Below are 16,444 nucleotides of genomic sequence, written 5' to 3' on the forward strand. Positions count from 1 at the left end.
GCGCAACACCACAATGACAAGAAGAGATGTTTGCCATGCCGACTTTTGAATTGGACGCGCTGACCACCCTGGCGCTGGCCCTGATCCTGCTGGGGGTGGGAGCCCAGCTGAAGAAACGCAGCCGCTGGCTGACCCAGCTCTGTGTCCCGGCGCCGGTGATCGGCGGTTTCGGCTTTGCCCTGATCGTCTGGCTGCTGCGCGACCAGCAACTGCTGGCGATCAAGCTCGACACCGCGATCCAGACGCCCCTGATGGTGGCGTTCTTCACCACCGTGGGCCTGGGGGGCAGCCTCGGCCTGCTGCGTCGTGGCGGCAAGATCCTGTTCGTCTACCTGGGGGCTTGCTGGTCCCTGGCGCTGCTGCAGAACCTGGTGGGTGTCGGTGCGGCCAAGGCGCTGGGCATCGATCCGCTGCTGGGCATCATGGCCGGTGCGGTGTCCCTGGAGGGCGGTTTTGGCGCGGCGGCGGCCTTTGGTCCCATCGCGGAAAACCTCGGGGCGGTGGGCGCCACCACGGCGGCCCTGGCTTCGGCCACCTTCGGCATGGTTGCCGGTGGCCTGCTGGGCAGCCCGCTGGCGCGCTGGCTGATTGAGCGCAACCGCTTGCAGATCCAGGCCGATCAGGTCAGCACTTTGCAGCACCTGGAAAGCGCCGCCCAGGGCTCGGTGGCGCCTCTGGATGCGCCGACCTTGCTGCGCCTGCTGACCTGCGTCCTGCTGATCATGGTGCTGGGCTTCTGGATCGGCAGCGCATTGAACGAACACCTGGGCATTGTGCTGCCGAGCTACGTGGGGGCGATGTTCGTGGCGATCATCCTGCGCAACCTCAATGACCGGGCGCGAATCATCGACATCCCCGACAGCGCAGTGAACACCCTGGGCGACGTATGCCTGGGGGTGTTCCTGACCATGGCCATGATGAGCCTGAAGTTCTGGGAGCTGGAACAGCTCGGCCTGCCGCTGCTGGTGATCCTGGTGGTGCAGGTGCTGGTGATGGTGCTGCTGTGTGTGTTCCTGCTGTTTCGCCTGTTCGGCGGCAACTACGACGCCGCGGTGCTGTGTGCCGGCTTCATGGGGCACGGCCTGGGCGCTACGCCCAATGCGGTGGCCAACATGGGCGCGATCTGTGATCACTACAAGGTCTTTTCCTTCAAGGCCTTCATCATCGTGCCGCTGTGCGGTGCGGTGTTGATCGACATCGTGGCGATCCCACTGATCACCTGGTTCATCAACGCCTTTGCCTGATCAGCGCTCCAGCATCAGCTGTTGCCCGGGGCTGTTCGGGGCCAGGCTGGCGTGCTGCAGCCAGTGCAGCAGCAGCGGCCAGAGCCGGCTTTCGAAGCGGCTGTGGAAGAAGGCGAAATGGCCGATCTCGGCCTCGCCGATGTCCTCGGGGTGAAGGCGCAGATGTGTACGTGGGCTGTTGCTGAAGTAGCCCAGTAGCCGCTCGATGGCCGTCACGGTGCCAAAGGGGTCGTCGCTGACACTGATGGCGAGGATCGGGGCGCTGACCTGGGCGAAGGGCTGCCCACTACGCTTTGCGGCCAGCCTGCGGCCGCTGGGGCGGCCTTCGTAGCGTGGGTGCGGGGTGGCCCAGTCGCGGACCACCCCAGAAGGTGTGTCCTCCATCCAGCCCAGGCGCTTGCCGGGGAAGTAGCCGTAGAGGCCCGTCAGCAGGGGCATCAACACATGCCATTTGCCCAGCATGCGCCAGCGCAGCCGGGGCTCGTAGTCACGCCAGTAGGCGAATTGCGCGCCCATGGTGGCCACGCGACGGATCACCCCGGCGGAGGCGGCCAGGCCCACGGCGCAGCCGCCGAAGCTGTGGCCCACCACATCGATCGGCTGTCCGGGAAACTCGCGCTGGGCCCGTTGCAGCATGGCTTCGAAATCCAGTGCACCCCAATCCGACCAGGACGCCTTGAACCCCTTGAGCGAGCCCTGACGCGACTCGCCGATGCCGCGATAGTCATAGGTCATCACGTCGAAGCCATTGGCGAACAGGTAGTCGGCGAAACGAAAGTAGTAGCGGCAGCGCACCGAGGTCGCGGCGTTGATGATCACCACCGGCCGTGCTGGATCGGCTAATGGGTGGCGCCAAGTGAAGCCGCCAAGGAGAACGCCATCCGCCGCCGGTTCGCTGAAGGTTGCGCTGGGGCCTGGATCTGCACCTGCACCTGCACCTGAATCTGGACCGGCAGCGGCGGGGCGGGTGGCAGGCAGTTCGGGGGAGGACAGCAGGGACATGGGCGGTTGTTCCTGGGCGGCTGGTGTGGAGTGGGCAAGCCACCTCGCTCAGCGACGAAGTTGTTGTGCGTTCATTAATACCCGGCCCATCCGGGGTGCGGCAACTGCCAGCGCGTCCGCTCGTTGGGGGATGCCTGGTTGCCGGCGACTTTACTCCCGTGCCGGCCCGTGAGAATAATCCGACCCCCGGCCACGGCCGGGCCCCTGACCCCGATGGAGCGTTGAGCATGGAAGTGAAGCAGCAAATGACCCCGGAACAATGCCAGGGCATGGAAGATATCCGCCGGGAAATCGACACCCTGGATCGGGCGGTAATCGCGCTGCTGGGTGCGCGTTTCAAGTACGTGCTGGCCGCGTCGAAGTTCAAGACCTCGGCGGCCACGGTGCGGGCCGAGGAGCGCTTCAAGGCGATGCTCGCCACCCGCCGCGAATGGGCCGAGGCCGAAGGCCTGAGCGCGGATGCCATCGAGAAGCTGTACAGCGATCTGGTGCAGCATTTTATCGCCGAGGAGATGAAGCATTGGCAGGCGGCGCAGGCGCTTGCCTGAAGTTGCTTGCCGACGTTCGGCGTTGATCGGACTCTGCGGCAGAGGGCAGGCCCTCTGCGTTGATCGGCGTCGCCGCCGGTAGGCTGGCGGCCTTTTCTCGAACGATCAGGAACGACAACCATGCAACTTCGCTCATGGACAGGGCTGGCGCTGGCAGCGCTTTTGGCTGCGACCGGGCAGGCACAGGCGAGCGAGCCTTCCTCGGTGTATCTGCGTTGCAGCATGACGCCCGAGCAATACGCCCAAGCCATGGCTGCGCCGCCACGCCCGGCGATTTCCTACAGCGATTGGCAGAAGTGGTTCGACAGCAAGGACATGTACGGCTCGGCCCGGGTCGATGCCGAGTGGTTGCAGGATTCCGGTGCGCGCAGCCTGCAGGAAGTGGTGCAAATGTGGACGGGCACTGGCGGCTCCTCCCAATACGATCCGCAGACCGGTCGCTGGCAGTTCGCCCTGCTGGAGTTCACCGACAACTATGGCGAGATGATCCAACTGCTGGCGCCGCTGCGCAGCGTAGCCCCTTACTGCCAGCCCGGCTCCGACAGTTTCCTGCTGATCTACTCCTACATTTGGGGCGATGGCGACAACGCCTACCTGACCCTCAACAAGCAGCGCAGCCAATTTGCCGTCAAACCCACCCAGGCACAACGCGTCGAGGCCGATGCGGCGCTCAAGGTGTTGATGGATGCCGGTTCGCAGTGAAGTGGTTGGGCGGCTGAAGTGCTGCAGCGCCCTCTTTTGGGGTTGGTTTGAGCGCGGGCGGGTCGGTTACTTTCAGTCACCAGGTGAGGGCTTGCGCTGATCGGACCTGCTCTTTACTCTGCGCCGGTCGCTGCCAAATCAGCGGCCGGGCGTAGGAACCCGATCATAAGATGCGTACCAGCACCCAGCGCTTTGGGTGCTGTTTGCTGCCTATGCGTTATGGCGGCTGTACGCGGGCACGCTTCGGCGTGGCCGGATCTTGTGACCGGTTCCTACCCCCGCGTGCAGCTGCCACCTGGCCGGTAGGAAGTTGGGTGGTAGCTCCTCATACACAAGGAGTGTCACCAATGAACGGATATATCCCTCTTCAACACACGTCAGCGGACAACCCCGTCCTGCTGATCAATCCTCATGCGCCGCTGGTCGATCTCCTGGCCTGTGCCGATCAGCGCATACGCGCCCTTCACAAGCTGATGAACAGCCTGTCCTGCATGACCGCGCAAACGGCTGACGCCAGCGACCTGTTCCAGATCGCCGACATCGCCTCGCTGCTGCTCGGTGATGGCGTGGCCCTGCTCGATGTGGCCCAGGGGCAGGCGATGGAGCGGGCGGATAAGGCCTTCTGATTGGCGCAGGCGGTGCGCCAGTGCGGCCAGGGTTGGTTTGACTCTGGTCGCCCTTGGAGAGCCTGAGGGCGTGTCATGGCGCTTCAAGCGGTGCCGGTATGAACCCTTGCTCTCGAAGCGCCTTGATCATTCCTCTGATGAGGTAGCTGTTGGAGAAACCGATGGTGTACTGCCGGGCGTTGGTGCTGATGGGTAACAGCATGCCCTGGTCCACCAGTTTCTTTATTTGATAGGTCCTTTGCCCGGCAGTCAGCTTGGGCAGCGCCTGGGCGATATCGCTCGATTTAACAACACCTGACTTGATCGCCGTGGTCAGTACCGTTTCTTCCGCAGCAGTGATCCATTGTCGATCCCGAGCAAAGGTAATGGCGGGAGCCAGGATGTACCGGGTCAGGTAGCGATAGTCGGTGAGGCGGTTGACCTTTTCCAGATCGTCCCTAATGCCCTCTAGAGCATAGGTACACCAGGTCTCCAGCCCGGCCTTGGTTCCTTGGTCCGCGGTGGCGAGCATGGCGTAGTAACGTTCCCGATCGTTGAAGAAAACAGCGGTAGGGTTGAGTACGCGGCCACCCGTATCGACGTTGAAGCCATATTTCATCAGCTGTGCGTAAGTCAGGAGGCGCACCACGCGACCATTGCCGTTGCCAAAGGGGTGAATCCAGCCAAACCGGTGATGGGTCAAGGCCACTTTCATCAAGTCGTATTTGGGCAGGTCCTCCCGATTGACGAACTCCACCAGCTCTTGCATGTAGCTGGGCACCATCAGGGCATCAGGAGGTAGGTGGGCGGCCTGAGCGATCTGCACTGCGCCCTGGCGATAAGCTCCAGGCGTCTTATCGCCCTCTCGCTCCAGGTCCTGGACGGTCATCGCGTGCAGCTCTCTGATGGTGAGCTCGGTAATCGGTGTTCCCGGGCCAATGGTTTGCTCGATGTAGTCCAAGGCTTTTTCGATGTTCGCCACTTCGCGTAGCTGATCGGTGTCCTCGGCTGTGCCTTCAACCTTGCTCTCGATGTAGTCGGCAAGTGTTGTGTGGTTGCCTTCGATGCGCGCCGAACCCAGGCTTTCCAGGATGTGGAAGATCGTTTTCAGCTGATAGAAGACCGCAGGAGGCGTATCGCCTTCCAATCGCAAGCGCCGAAGGTGCTCAAGCTCGCTGAGCACGTCCACCAGATTGGAGTCGAAGGACGGGTTTAGCAGCTCAAGATCGTGATGGAAGAATGCAGGCATTGTGCAAACATCTCGAAAGCCGAAAAAATTATCTATGATTTTTTTGCTGTAAGCCCTGTTCTATAGGGGTTTTGGTCGAATATCAAAAGATGATTATCTCAAGATGGTTCTTCATTTAAGTGGCTGTTTGAGAAAAGCTGAGGCGAGATGCGCTGTATTGGCGGCGTGATGGTCGCGCAGGGGCTTGGTTGTGCAGAAAAGAAAGCGGGGGGTATCGCGCGGGGAGCGGGAAGGGTCAAATTCCAGGCAACAAAAAACCCGCACTAGGCGGGTTTTTTGGTTGCTTTCACGTGATGTAAACACCACCTGAAAGCTGAAGGTGGTGCCCAGAGACGGAATCGAACCGCCGACACGGGGATTTTCAATCCCCTGCTCTACCGACTGAGCTATCTGGGCAACGGGGCGCATTAAACGGGTTTTTCAGGGGAGCGTCAAGCAAGTTTTGAAAAAAAGTTTAATTATTACCGCCGCTTACGCTCCGCCCCCGATTTTCCGTGGGTTTACTCCGCCGGCGGCACGTAGCCTTCGGCCTTGGCGTATTCCTCGCCGGAGAAAAATTTATCCATCTCGCCCTGCAGATATTTGCGGTCTTCGGCATTCATCATGTTCAGGCGTTTTTCGTTGATCAGCAGGGTCTGGTGTTTCTGCCAGTCAGCCCAGGCCTTGGCCGAGACGTGTTCGAAAATATCCTGGCCTTTGGCGCCCGGGTACGGGGGGCGTTCCAGGCCCGGCAATTCTTCCTGGTACTTGCGGCACATTACGGTGCGGGTCATGACGACTCTCCTGCATTCAAGACTTCGGCCGCGCGTTTGAGCAGTGTTTTCACCGGGGCGGCAAGGCCCAGGCGCGGCGGGGTGGCGAGGTTATACCAGAGCCAGTCGGCCTCGGCGACGTGCAGCGCCGACTCTTCGACCCGGATCAGCCAGGGCTCGATGGCCAGCTGGAAGTGACTGAAGGTGTGGACCAGGCCGGGCATCTGCTGTTGCTGGCCCAGCTCCAGGGAGTGCTGCGATGCCAGGTGCGGGATGTCGTCCAGGCCATCCAGTTCCGGCAGGCTCCACAAGCCGCCCCAGAGGCCGCTGGAGGGGCGCCGGTAAAGCAGGATGGCGCCTTCGCGGTTGGCCAGTAATGGCATCAGGGTGCGCTTCTGCGGCACCTCCTTGCGCGGCTTGGGAATCGGGTAGCGGGTTTCCAGGCCGAGCATGTGGGCTTCGCAGCCGCGCTCCAGGGGGCACAGCAGGCAGCTGGGCTTGCTCCGGGTGCAGAGGGTCGCCCCCAGGTCCATCATCGCCTGGGTGTAGTGGTTGACCCGGCTGTGGGGTGTGAAGCGTTCCGCAGTGGCCCACAGCTGCTTGGCCACCTTGGGTTCGCCCGGGTAGCCCTCCTGGGCGGTGAAGCGTGCCAGTACCCGCTTGACGTTGCCGTCGAGGATCGGCGCCCGCAGGCCCATGCTGATGCTGGCGATGGCACCAGCGGTGGACAGGCCGATGCCCGGCAGCTCGGTGAGTTTTTCCACATCCCGGGGAAACTCGCCGCCGTACTCGGCCATGACGATCTTCGCGGTCTTTTGCAGGTTGCGCGCCCGGGTGTAGTAGCCCAGGCCAGTCCACAGGTGCAGCACTTCGTCTTCCGGAGCTTCGGCCAGGGCCTGCACCGTGGGCAGCGAGGCCATGAAGCGGTCGAAGTAGTTGAGTACGGTGCTGACCTGGGTCTGTTGCAGCATGATCTCCGACACCCACACCCGATACGGGTTGATGTCCTGCTGCCAGGGCAGGTCATGACGACCATGGCGGTCGTACCAGTCCAGCACCGCCGGTGCAAAGGCCTCGGCTCTCATCGCTTGAACAGCCCCTTGAGTGCGTTCTTCAGTTCCGGGCTGACCTTGTCACCCAGTTTTTCGTCGATCTTCTGTTGCAGGCGGTCACCGGCCAGCTTGGCGGCTACCTGGCCCAGGCCGTCCTTGTCCAAGCGACAGGCCTTGGCCCCCAGTTCCAGTGGGCCGCGGCAGCGCAGGGGCAGTTCAACGCCGGCGAAGCGTTCACCGACCTGGCAGGCCGGGTCCGGGTTATCGCTGAGGTCACCCTCGACGACGATGCCGACCCGGTAGTCCATGCCCAGCACCCGCAGGTCGATATCACCATTGCCGTTGACGGTCATGCCGGGGATGCGCACTTTCAGGTCCGGGTTGCTGGCCACGCCGTTGCGAAACGTCAGGTTGCCCTTGAGCTCCTGGAACGGTGTGTCCTTGCCCCGTGGTGTGCTGCTGAGGTTCTTGCGGTTGAGCACCGCGATGCCCTGGCACAGCTGCTGTTCGATGTTGGCGTTGAGCAGCACGCCGTTGTTGATCACGAAGCTGGCAGTACCGTTGAGGCTGTCGATCAGCGCCTTCTGGCTGTTGCCGCTGCCGCTGAGGTTGCTGTTCAGGGTCACCAGGCCTTTGACCGGAGGATTCTGGCCCTGGCTTTCGAGGATGCGTTCCACCGGCACGCGGTTGATCTTGGTCTGCAGGCTCAACTGCGGTGTGCTCTGGCGCACATAGAGATTGCCGCTGGCCTCGAAACTGCCGTTGTACAGCTCACCGCGCAGGCTGGACAGTTTGAGCAGGCCGCCCTGGCCGCTGGCCTTGAGCGCGGCGTTTTGAATCGGCAGCTTGTCCAGGATCAGTTGGCCGAAACTCAGGTCGGCGTCGACGTCGAGCTTGTTCAGGCGCTCCACCGGCAGCAGTTTGTCGGTGCTCCAGGCGCCCTTGGTCGGCGAGCTGGGCAGCGGCGTGGTGCCGGCCCCAGCCATGGCATCGGCTTCGCTGCTTTGCACTTCGGCCTTGCGCGCCGTGGCGGCACTATTGGCTTCGGCCGACTTGGGCGGCAGGTAGCGGTCGACGTTGAAGGTGTCGGCCTTGAGCTGGGCGCGCAGGGATTGCTTGGCGAAATCCTCGATCGCCAGGCGGCCGCTGAAGGTGCTGTCGTCGAGCTTCAGGTTCAGGTCTTCCAGGGCCAGGCTGCTGGGCGTGCCTTGCAGGCGGCTGACCAGCTCGACCTTGCTCAGGCTGCCTTCGGCCATGGCCGGCAGGGTCTGGCCGATGCTGTCGACGAATTTCGCCAGGTCGAACTGGGCAATGGAGAGCCCGCCGCTGATCTGCGGGGTCTTGTCCAGGTCATTGACCTTGAGTTCGCCCAGGGCGCGCAACTGGTTGAGGGAGATTTTCAAACCGGTCCACTGGCCGACGTTGGCGGCCTTGTCCAGCAACAGCTGGCCCTGGGCGGCGAAGGTCACGGTCTTGCCTTGCAGCGGATCGCCGGTGGCCTCGCCGGACAGGCGCATGTCTTCGAACTGGTAGCGCTGCAGGGCGCGATCGAAGCGCAGCTCGCCATTGAGCTCGGTGCGTACCCGCACGGCAGGCTGGTTGCTGGCCAGGAATGCGGTGAGCTTGACCGGGGTGTTGCTGGCTTCGTGAATTGGCCCGGTGCTCAGTTGGATGCTTTCGGCGGTGAACTGCTTGCCGGTCTGTTCATCGTTGTACTCAACCCGGGCGTTGTTCACGGTCAGGCTGTCGATGTCCAGGCGGATGGGCTGCGAAGGCTTGTCTGTGCCGACGCTGGGTTGGCCCGCTTCGCCGGTGCTGGTGGCCGGGGTTTGGGCCTGCTTGTCGGTAGGGGCGGCCTTGCCGATGTCCTGCCAGTTACCGTGGCCATCCTTGTCGCGGTTCAGGCGCAGGTTGAGGCCTTCGACCCGCACATCGCTCATCTGCACTTCACGGCGCAGCAGCGGCAATACCCGGACCGACAGGCCAAGCATCTGCAGGTCGGCGAAAGGTTGGGTCGGGTTGGCCAGGGTGGCTACGCCGGCGTCGTGCAGTTCCAGGCCGAGCCAGGGGAACAGGCTCCAGCCGATGTCGCCATTGAGCGTCAGCTCGATGTGGGCCTTGTCGCGGGCAATCTGGCGAATCTCTTCTTTGTAGTCGTTGGGATCAAACAGGTGGGTCAGGGCGAAGCCCAGAGCCACGATGATCAGCAACAGCCCGAGAATTACCAGACCCAGGATTTTGCCGAACGCTTTCATGGGCGAGTCCTTGTGTGTCGAATTCAAAATTTAGCCAGGGAGTATAACGCTCTGAACCTGGCGACTGGTCACCCATTGCTGTTAGAGGTTTTTTCGTTGTAACGGCCATTTTTTTGCCAGAGGCCTGGCCTGCGGGCGAAGCAGTCGCGGGAAAAAAGGTGATGCCAGTTTGGGTATTTAGTTTGTCGCAAATGGTAACCTCTCGCGGTTCGTCCGTCCTTCTGCGACTGAATGTCGCGCCTGCCCAAAGGAAGCTTTACTCATAAAACGACCGCGCCTGCGTGCCAAGGTCGTCGCAGGGGAGTGGCCGATGAACAATTCTAATAATTGGGGGAAACATCCATGAGCTCTAGCACTGCGGTGGCCAGCCCGGCCGCTCAGCCAGCGTTCTTGTCCAAAGAGCGCATCATTGCCAAGCCCGGTTTCAACCGCTGGCTGGTCCCACCGGCCGCTCTGGCCATTCACCTGTGCATCGGCATGGCCTACGGCTTCTCGGTGTTCTGGCTGCCACTGTCCAAGGCGCTGGGCATCAGCGCGCCAGTGGCGTGCGCGCCGGGCATGGGCTTTATCGAGCAGGTCTTTTCGTCCCAGTGTGACTGGCCGATTTCCATGCTCGGCTGGATCTACACCCTGTTCTTCATCTTCCTGGGCTGCTCGGCAGCGATCTGGGGTGGCTGGCTGGAACATGCCGGGCCGCGCAAGGCCGGTGTGGTATCGGCGCTGTGCTGGTGCGGCGGCCTGCTGATCTCGGCGCTGGGGGTCTATACCCACCAGATCTGGCTGATGTGGATCGGCTCCGGGGTCATCGGCGGTATCGGCCTGGGCCTGGGCTACATCTCCCCGGTGTCGACCCTGATCAAGTGGTTCCCGGACAAGCGCGGCATGGCCACCGGCATGGCGATCATGGGCTTTGGCGGCGGCGCCATGGTCGGCGCACCTCTGGCCGCAGCCCTGATGAGCCATTTCGCCACGCCCACCAGCGTCGGCGTGTGGCAGAGCTTTTTGGTGATGGCCGCCATCTACTTCGTGTTCATGATCGGTGGCGCCCTGGCCTACCGGGTTCCGCCTACCGGCTGGAAGCCTGAGGGCTGGACCGCTCCGGCGAAAAAAGCCGCCAATGCGATGATCACTCACCGCCACGTGCACGTGAACGTGGCCTGGAAGACCCCGCAGTTCCGCCTGGTGTGGCTGGTGCTGTGCCTCAACGTATCGGCCGGTATCGGCATCCTCGGCATGGCCTCGCCGCTGTTGCAGGAAGTGTTCGCCGGCAAGTTATTGGGCAACGATCTGAGCTTCAGCCAGCTGGACGCCGGGCAACTGGCGCAGATCGCCGCGATTGCCGCCGGCTTCACCGGACTGTTGAGCTTGTTCAACATCGGCGGGCGGTTCTTCTGGGCGTCGTTCTCCGACTACCTGGGTCGCAAGAACACCTACTTCGTGTTCTTCGCCCTGGGCTTTGCCCTGTACGCGCTGATTCCGAACCTCGGCCATCTGGGCAATATCGCTCTGTTCGTGGCGGCGTTCTGCATCATCCTGTCGATGTACGGCGGCGGTTTCGCCACAGTGCCGGCCTACCTGGCAGACCTGTTCGGCACCCAGATGGTAGGCGCGATCCACGGTCGCCTGCTGACCGCCTGGGCGGCGGCCGGTGTGCTGGGGCCAGTGCTGGTGAACTACCTGCGCGAGTATCAGTTGAGCATCGGCGTTGAACGCGCCGCGGCGTATGACATCACGCTGTACATCCTGGCCGGTCTGCTGGTGCTGGGTTTCCTGTGCAACCTGCTGGTGCGCCCGGTGGCCGACAAGTACTTCATGACCGACGAGCAACTGGCGGCCGAGCAGGCCCTGGGCCATGACAAGGGCGCTGACAGCAGTGTCGTGCTGGAGTGGAAAGCTTCGTCCGCCAGTCTGCCGGTGGTGATCGCTGCCTGGCTGGTGGTGGGCATTCCCCTGGCCTGGGGTGTGTGGGTGACCTTGCAGAAGACGGCGGTGCTGTTCCATTGATGGCTTCGCCGGCAAGCCCGCTCCTGCTCAGGAGCCGGCTTGCCGGTGCACAAGGTGCCTCGGTCTTGTAGGCCTGGCACCTTCACCAGCAAGTCAGTTTCTACAGTTGTCATGACAGGTACAGCCCCGTAGCCATTGGCTGGCGCCCGTCAGGATATTGTCCAGCGTGTTTCTGTTTGGCCGCCGTCGGGCCTATACTATTCGCCTTTTTCGCCCAATGATTTTGCGGAGCTGGTGATGGCCGAACGTAAGGCATCTGTCGAGCGCGACACTCTGGAAACCCAGATCAAAGCCTCGATCAACCTGGATGGCACCGGAAAGGCCCGATTCGATATCGGCGTGCCCTTCCTTGAGCACATGCTGGACCAGATCGCCCGGCACGGGCTGATCGACCTGGACATCGAAAGCAAGGGCGACCTGCATATCGACGACCACCACACCGTGGAGGATGTCGGTATCACCCTCGGCCAGGCGTTCAGCAAGGCCATCGGCGACAAGAAGGGCATCCGTCGCTACGGTCACGCCTATGTGCCGCTGGATGAAGCCCTGTCCCGCGTGGTGATCGACTTCTCCGGCCGTCCCGGCCTGCAGATGCACGTACCCTTCACCCGCGCCACTGTCGGTGGTTTCGACGTTGACCTGTTCCAGGAATTCTTCCAGGGCTTCGTCAACCATGCCAACGTGACCCTGCACATCGATACCCTGCGCGGCACCAACACACACCACCAGATCGAGACCGTGTTCAAGGCCTTCGGCCGCGCGCTGCGCATGGCGGTGGAGCTGGACGAGCGCATGGCCGGCCAGATGCCGTCCACCAAGGGCGTGCTGTAATGCAGACCGTCGCCGTTATTGACTACGGCATGGGCAACCTGCACTCGGTGGCCAAGGCCCTGGAGCACGTGGGCGCCGGCAAGGTGCTGATCACCAGTGATGCCAACGTGATTCGCGAAGCCGACCGCGTGGTGTTTCCCGGCGTGGGCGCCATTCGCGATTGCATGGCCGAGATCCGTCGCCTGGGCTTCGACACCCTGGTGCGCGAAGTCAGCCAGGATCGTCCTTTCCTCGGAATCTGCGTGGGCATGCAAGCCTTGCTCGACCACAGCGAAGAGAACGAGGGCGTTGACTGCATCGGCCTGTTTCCCGGCCAGGTGAAGTTCTTCGGCAAGGGCCTGATCGAGGACGGCGAGCACCTGAAGGTGCCGCACATGGGCTGGAACGAAGTGCAGCAGGCGGTGGACCATCCGCTGTGGCACAACATTGCGGACCGGGCGCGCTTCTACTTCGTGCACAGCTACTACATCCATGCCGGCAATGCCCGGCAGGTGGTAGGCAGCGGTCACTATGGCGTGGACTTCGCAGCAGCGCTGGCCGAAGGCTCGCGTTTCGCCGTGCAGTTCCACCCGGAAAAGAGCCATACCCACGGCCTGCAGTTGCTGCAGAACTTCGCTGCCTGGGACGGTCGCTGGTAAATGGCGATCAAGAAATCCAAGCCGCCGATACTGCGCCTCACTGCCGAACAGGAAAGTGAGGCGACACACAAGATCAAGCGCTTCATGGAGGAGCGCTTCGAGCTCGACCTGGGCTCGTTCGAGGCGGCGGAGATTCTTGAACTCTTTACTCGCGAAATTGCTCCGCACTATTACAACAGGGCGATTTTCGATGTGCAGACGCACCTCAAGGAGAGGTTCGAGAGCATCGAAAGCGATCTGTGGGCGCTCGAGAAAAATTGATTTTCGAGTGAAGCTGAACAATCGAATTTGAAGGTTTGCCAGATGCTGATTATTCCCGCTATCGATCTTAAAGACGGTGCCTGTGTACGTCTGCGCCAGGGCCGCATGGAAGATTCCACGGTGTTCTCCGACGACCCGGTGAGCATGGCTGCCAAGTGGGTTGAAGGCGGTTGCCGTCGTCTGCATCTGGTGGACCTGAACGGTGCCTTCGAAGGTCAGCCGGTGAACGGCGAGGTGGTTACCGCGATCGCCAAGCGTTACCCGAACCTGCCGATCCAGATCGGTGGCGGCATCCGCTCCCTGGAAACCATCGAACACTATGTGAAGGCTGGCGTGAGCTACGTGATCATCGGCACCAAGGCGGTCAAGGAGCCGGAGTTCGTGGCAGAAGCCTGCCGCGCTTTCCCGGGCAAGGTCATCGTTGGCCTGGACGCCAAGGACGGTTTCGTCGCCACCGACGGCTGGGCTGAAGTCAGCAGCGTGCAAGTGATAGACCTGGCCAAGCGCTTCGAAGCCGACGGCGTGTCCGCCATCGTTTATACCGACATCGCCAAAGACGGCATGATGCAGGGCTGCAACGTGCCGTTCACCGCGGCCCTGGCGGCGGCCACCAAGATCCCGGTGATCGCTTCCGGCGGTATCCACAACCTGGGCGACATCAAGGCCCTGCTGGATGCCAAGGCTCCGGGAATCATCGGCGCCATTACTGGTCGCGCGATCTATGAAGGCACCCTCGATGTCGCAGAAGCCCAGGCTTTCTGCGATTCGTACCAAGGCTGAGGACTCGCCATGGCACTGGCCAAACGCATCATCCCTTGCCTGGACGTGGATAACGGCCGGGTGGTCAAGGGCGTCAAGTTCGAGAACATCCGTGACGCTGGTGATCCGGTGGAAATCGCTCGTCGCTACGACGAGCAGGGCGCCGACGAGATCACCTTCCTCGACATCACCGCCAGCGTCGATGGGCGCGATACCACCCTGCATACCGTCGAGCGCATGGCCAGCCAGGTGTTCATCCCGCTGACCGTGGGCGGTGGCGTGCGCACCGTGCAGGACATCCGCAACCTGCTCAATGCCGGCGCGGACAAGGTCTCGATCAACACCGCGGCGGTGTTCAACCCCGAGTTCGTCGGCGAAGCGGCGCAGCATTTCGGCTCCCAGTGCATCGTGGTGGCCATCGATGCGAAGAAGGTCTCCGGTCCTGGCGAAACCCCGCGCTGGGAGATCTTCACCCATGGCGGACGCAAGCCCACCGGGCTGGATGCGGTGGAGTGGGCGAAGAAGATGGAAGGCCTGGGTGCTGGCGAAATCCTCCTGACCAGCATGGATCAGGACGGCATGAAAAACGGCTTTGACCTGGGCGTGACCCGGGCCATCAGCGATGCGCTGGGGATTCCGGTGATTGCTTCCGGCGGCGTTGGCAACCTCCAGCATCTGGCCGACGGCATCATCGAAGGTCACGCCAGCGCGGTGCTGGCGGCGAGCATCTTCCACTTCGGTGAATACACGGTTCCCGAGGCCAAGGCCTATATGGCTCAGCGCGGGATTGTTGTGCGATAGCCACTGGACAGCATGGCGTGCTCGCGGCACTCTTGGGCACGCCATGGATTCTGGTATCCCGTCATGTTCAAACGTCTTCTTGTGGTTGTCGCCAGCGCTTCTCTGCTCCTTGGCAGCTTGGCCCGCGCCGCTGAAACCGCCGACACCTCCCTGGTGCTGCTGACGGAAAACTTCCCCCCCTACAACATGGCCAAGAACGGCAAGAACTTCGCTCAAGGCGAGAATATCGACGGTATTGCCGTGGATATCGTCCGCGAAATGTTCAAGCGTGCTGGGGTCAATTACAGCCTGACCCTGCGCTTCCCCTGGGAACGCATCTACAAGATGGCTCTGGAGCAACCCGGCTATGGCGTGTTCGTCATGGCGCGCCTGCCAGACCGCGAACGGCTGTTCAAGTGGGTCGGCCCCATCGGCCCGGATGACTGGATCATGCTGGCCAAGGCCGGCAGCAAGATCACCCTCGAATCCCTGGAACAGGCGCGCAAATACAAGATCGGCGCCTACAAGGGCGATGCCATTGCCGAGACGCTGACCAAGCAGGGCCTGGCACCCCAAGTGGTGCTGCGCGACCAGGACAATGCCAAGAAGCTGGTGGCGGGTCAGATCGACCTCTGGGCCACCGGCGACCCGGCCGGACGTTACCTGGCCAAGCAGGCAGGCATCACCGGTCTCAAGACCGTGCTGCGCTTCAATAGCGCCGAGCTGTACCTGGCCCTGAACAAGGACGTGCCTGACGAGGTAGTGGACAAGCTTCAGGCTGCTCTGGAGCAGATGCGCAAAGAGGGGATGGTGGAGGAGATCATGGGGCGCTATCTCTAGATCAGCGGCAAGTTGCAAGTGGCAAGCTACAAATAACAGCAGGTCGGCGGCGCGTTGGCTTGCAGCTTGAGGCTTGCCGCCGCCCTATCTGTACTTGCCGTTCTTGCCATGCCCGGCCATGGCTTCGTTGCTGCGCAGGCTGATCATCGACTTGATATCGATCCATTCGATGCCCTGGGCCTTGAGCTTGGGCAGTTCGCGTTCGAGCACGGCCAGGGTCTGGGGATAAGGGTGGCCGATCATCACCGCCGAACCCTGTTTGCGCGCCAGCTTGATCGCCGTCTGCAACTGCTGGGCAATTGCCGCCTCGGTGCGCTCGTCATCCAGGAACACATCCCGGGAAACACTGGCCAGACCGATCTTCTGCGCTTGTGCGGCGGCGACCGTCTGGGCGCTGGTGCGGCTGTCGACGAAGAATTTGTGGCGGCGCTGCAAGTCGGCCATCAGCCAGGCCATGGCCTGGGGCTGGGCGGTCATGCGGCTGCCCATATGGTTGTTGATGCCACTGGTGTAGGGCACGGCCTGGAAGGCGGCGTCCAGGCGTTTTTGCAGCTCTTCGATGGGCAGCTCGGGGTGCCAGGCGAAGGGGCCGGTGGCCGGGTCCATGGGCATGTGCAGGATGATGATCTTGCCGGCGCGATGGGCCTCACGGGCGAATTCGGCAGCGTGGGGCGTGTCGGGCATGATCGCCGTGGTGACCGGGCCGGGCAGGGCCAGTACGCGGCGGTCACGGGGCAGGTTCTGGCCGAGGTCGTCGATGATCAGGCTCAGGTAGGCCTTGGGCGCAGCTGGTACTGCGGGTTCGGTAGCGCGGGCCTGGGAAAGGGGGGCCAGGCACAGCAGGGCGAACAGCGGAGCCCAGAGCGAGCGGAACAGAGTGTGGCGGTGGGAAATCATGAGGGTCGGGGTCGGGCCTTATAGG

At 62.4% G+C, this 16,444-nt stretch carries 17 protein-coding genes and 1 tRNA gene; 11 read left to right on the plus strand and 7 right to left on the minus strand.

Translation table 11 applies throughout. From position 1 onward, the window contains the following. Positions 1-35: 35 nt before the first annotated feature. Positions 36-1,244 carry a sodium/glutamate symporter gene (gene gltS, locus LOY69_RS01710; protein ID WP_110595515.1) on the plus strand — a complete coding sequence of 403 codons (1,209 nt, stop codon included), beginning with the start codon at positions 36-38 and terminating at the stop codon, positions 1,242-1,244. Here the strand turns inward: gltS and LOY69_RS01715 are convergent, their stop codons facing one another. Next, on the minus strand, positions 1,245-2,246 hold the full coding sequence (locus tag LOY69_RS01715) for an alpha/beta fold hydrolase (protein WP_265074061.1): 1,002 nt from the start codon (positions 2,244-2,246) through the stop codon (positions 1,245-1,247). It abuts the gene before it with no gap. A 227-nt stretch (positions 2,247-2,473) separates the two neighbouring features. Here LOY69_RS01715 and LOY69_RS01720 point away from each other — a divergent pair, with 227 nt between their 5' ends. From LOY69_RS01720 to LOY69_RS01730, 3 genes are all read left to right on the plus strand, one after another. Further along, a complete protein-coding gene (locus LOY69_RS01720; protein WP_102882137.1) occupies positions 2,474-2,794 on the plus strand; it encodes an isochorismate lyase in 321 nt (106 codons plus the stop codon). A gap of 120 nt (positions 2,795-2,914) precedes the next feature. Then, entirely contained in the window at positions 2,915-3,496 is a 582-nt protein-coding gene (locus LOY69_RS01725) for a hypothetical protein (RefSeq protein ID WP_123391646.1), read from the plus strand. 347 nt (positions 3,497-3,843) lie between these two features. Beyond that, positions 3,844-4,122: a hypothetical protein gene (locus LOY69_RS01730; RefSeq protein ID WP_265074062.1), complete on the plus strand. Its 279-nt coding sequence runs from the start codon at positions 3,844-3,846 to the stop codon at positions 4,120-4,122. 73 nt (positions 4,123-4,195) lie between these two features. On the opposite strand, the gene LOY69_RS01735 is transcribed toward LOY69_RS01730, so the two are convergent. The 5 genes from LOY69_RS01735 to LOY69_RS01755 all read right to left on the minus strand — a co-directional run bounded on the left by LOY69_RS01735 (position 4,196) and on the right by LOY69_RS01755 (position 9,409). Further along, complete coding sequence (locus LOY69_RS01735; protein WP_265074063.1) at positions 4,196-5,350, minus strand: Fic family protein; 1,155 nt, start codon at positions 5,348-5,350, stop codon at positions 4,196-4,198. Positions 5,351-5,670: 320 nt separating this feature from the next. After that, positions 5,671-5,746 (minus strand) — tRNA-Phe (locus LOY69_RS01740). 104 nt (positions 5,747-5,850) lie between these two features. After that, positions 5,851-6,123 carry an oxidative damage protection protein gene (locus LOY69_RS01745; RefSeq protein ID WP_047301095.1) on the minus strand — a complete coding sequence of 91 codons (273 nt, stop codon included), beginning with the start codon at positions 6,121-6,123 and terminating at the stop codon, positions 5,851-5,853. Beyond that, positions 6,120-7,187 (minus strand): A/G-specific adenine glycosylase, encoded by a 1,068-nt coding sequence (gene mutY, locus LOY69_RS01750; RefSeq protein WP_102862728.1) that lies wholly within the window; start codon positions 7,185-7,187, stop codon positions 6,120-6,122. The genes LOY69_RS01745 and mutY overlap by 4 nt, the downstream gene beginning before the upstream one ends. Next, the gene (locus tag LOY69_RS01755) at positions 7,184-9,409 is read right to left on the minus strand and encodes an AsmA family protein (protein WP_265074064.1); all 2,226 of its coding nucleotides are present in this window, start codon (positions 9,407-9,409) and stop codon (positions 7,184-7,186) included. Before LOY69_RS01755 ends, mutY begins: the two co-directional genes overlap by 4 nt. A 342-nt stretch (positions 9,410-9,751) precedes the next feature. Here LOY69_RS01755 and LOY69_RS01760 point away from each other — a divergent pair, with 342 nt between their 5' ends. The 7 genes from LOY69_RS01760 (at position 9,752) to LOY69_RS01790 (ending at position 15,522) form a co-directional block, all read left to right on the plus strand. Beyond that, positions 9,752-11,413, plus strand: a complete 1,662-nt coding sequence (locus LOY69_RS01760; RefSeq protein WP_102882134.1) for an OFA family MFS transporter — start codon at positions 9,752-9,754, stop codon at positions 11,411-11,413. A gap of 237 nt (positions 11,414-11,650) precedes the next feature. Next, positions 11,651-12,244, plus strand: coding sequence for an imidazoleglycerol-phosphate dehydratase HisB (gene hisB, locus LOY69_RS01765; protein WP_011058736.1), 594 nt, complete (start codon positions 11,651-11,653; stop codon positions 12,242-12,244). Further along, a complete protein-coding gene (gene hisH, locus LOY69_RS01770; RefSeq protein WP_110595364.1) occupies positions 12,244-12,882 on the plus strand; it encodes an imidazole glycerol phosphate synthase subunit HisH in 639 nt (212 codons plus the stop codon). Before hisB ends, hisH begins: the two co-directional genes overlap by 1 nt. Next, entirely contained in the window at positions 12,883-13,143 is a 261-nt protein-coding gene (locus LOY69_RS01775) for a DUF2164 domain-containing protein (protein ID WP_102862732.1), read from the plus strand. 42 nt (positions 13,144-13,185) lie between these two features. Further along, entirely contained in the window at positions 13,186-13,923 is a 738-nt protein-coding gene (gene hisA / locus LOY69_RS01780) for a 1-(5-phosphoribosyl)-5-[(5-phosphoribosylamino)methylideneamino]imidazole-4-carboxamide isomerase (RefSeq protein WP_007921811.1), read from the plus strand. 9 nt (positions 13,924-13,932) lie between these two features. Next, the gene (hisF, locus tag LOY69_RS01785; protein ID WP_015633827.1) at positions 13,933-14,703 is read left to right on the plus strand and encodes an imidazole glycerol phosphate synthase subunit HisF; all 771 of its coding nucleotides are present in this window, start codon (positions 13,933-13,935) and stop codon (positions 14,701-14,703) included. 63 nt (positions 14,704-14,766) lie between these two features. Beyond that, entirely contained in the window at positions 14,767-15,522 is a 756-nt protein-coding gene (locus LOY69_RS01790) for a substrate-binding periplasmic protein (protein ID WP_102882132.1), read from the plus strand. A gap of 84 nt (positions 15,523-15,606) precedes the next feature. On the opposite strand, the gene LOY69_RS01795 is transcribed toward LOY69_RS01790, so the two are convergent. Next, the gene (locus tag LOY69_RS01795) at positions 15,607-16,419 is read right to left on the minus strand and encodes a divergent polysaccharide deacetylase family protein (RefSeq protein ID WP_265074065.1); all 813 of its coding nucleotides are present in this window, start codon (positions 16,417-16,419) and stop codon (positions 15,607-15,609) included. Between the last annotated feature and the right edge of the window lie 25 nt (positions 16,420-16,444).

It is taken from the genome of Pseudomonas sp. B21-059, assembly GCF_026016285.1.
In the GTDB taxonomy this organism is placed as follows: domain Bacteria; phylum Pseudomonadota; class Gammaproteobacteria; order Pseudomonadales; family Pseudomonadaceae; genus Aquipseudomonas; species Aquipseudomonas danubii.

Coding starts and splice junctions, on each gene's coding strand:
- gltS (WP_110595515.1), top strand. CDS start 36: ATGCCGACTTTTGAATTGGACGCGCTGACCACCCTGGCGCTGGCCCTG.
- LOY69_RS01715 (WP_265074061.1), bottom strand. CDS start 2,246: ATGTCCCTGCTGTCCTCCCCCGAACTGCCTGCCACCCGCCCCGCCGCT.
- LOY69_RS01720 (WP_102882137.1), top strand. CDS start 2,474: ATGGAAGTGAAGCAGCAAATGACCCCGGAACAATGCCAGGGCATGGAA.
- LOY69_RS01725 (WP_123391646.1), top strand. CDS start 2,915: ATGCAACTTCGCTCATGGACAGGGCTGGCGCTGGCAGCGCTTTTGGCT.
- LOY69_RS01730 (WP_265074062.1), top strand. CDS start 3,844: ATGAACGGATATATCCCTCTTCAACACACGTCAGCGGACAACCCCGTC.
- LOY69_RS01735 (WP_265074063.1), bottom strand. CDS start 5,350: ATGCCTGCATTCTTCCATCACGATCTTGAGCTGCTAAACCCGTCCTTC.
- LOY69_RS01745 (WP_047301095.1), bottom strand. CDS start 6,123: ATGACCCGCACCGTAATGTGCCGCAAGTACCAGGAAGAATTGCCGGGC.
- mutY (WP_102862728.1), bottom strand. CDS start 7,187: ATGAGAGCCGAGGCCTTTGCACCGGCGGTGCTGGACTGGTACGACCGC.
- LOY69_RS01755 (WP_265074064.1), bottom strand. CDS start 9,409: ATGAAAGCGTTCGGCAAAATCCTGGGTCTGGTAATTCTCGGGCTGTTG.
- LOY69_RS01760 (WP_102882134.1), top strand. CDS start 9,752: ATGAGCTCTAGCACTGCGGTGGCCAGCCCGGCCGCTCAGCCAGCGTTC.
- hisB (WP_011058736.1), top strand. CDS start 11,651: ATGGCCGAACGTAAGGCATCTGTCGAGCGCGACACTCTGGAAACCCAG.
- hisH (WP_110595364.1), top strand. CDS start 12,244: ATGCAGACCGTCGCCGTTATTGACTACGGCATGGGCAACCTGCACTCG.
- LOY69_RS01775 (WP_102862732.1), top strand. CDS start 12,883: ATGGCGATCAAGAAATCCAAGCCGCCGATACTGCGCCTCACTGCCGAA.
- hisA (WP_007921811.1), top strand. CDS start 13,186: ATGCTGATTATTCCCGCTATCGATCTTAAAGACGGTGCCTGTGTACGT.
- hisF (WP_015633827.1), top strand. CDS start 13,933: ATGGCACTGGCCAAACGCATCATCCCTTGCCTGGACGTGGATAACGGC.
- LOY69_RS01790 (WP_102882132.1), top strand. CDS start 14,767: ATGTTCAAACGTCTTCTTGTGGTTGTCGCCAGCGCTTCTCTGCTCCTT.
- LOY69_RS01795 (WP_265074065.1), bottom strand. CDS start 16,419: ATGATTTCCCACCGCCACACTCTGTTCCGCTCGCTCTGGGCTCCGCTG.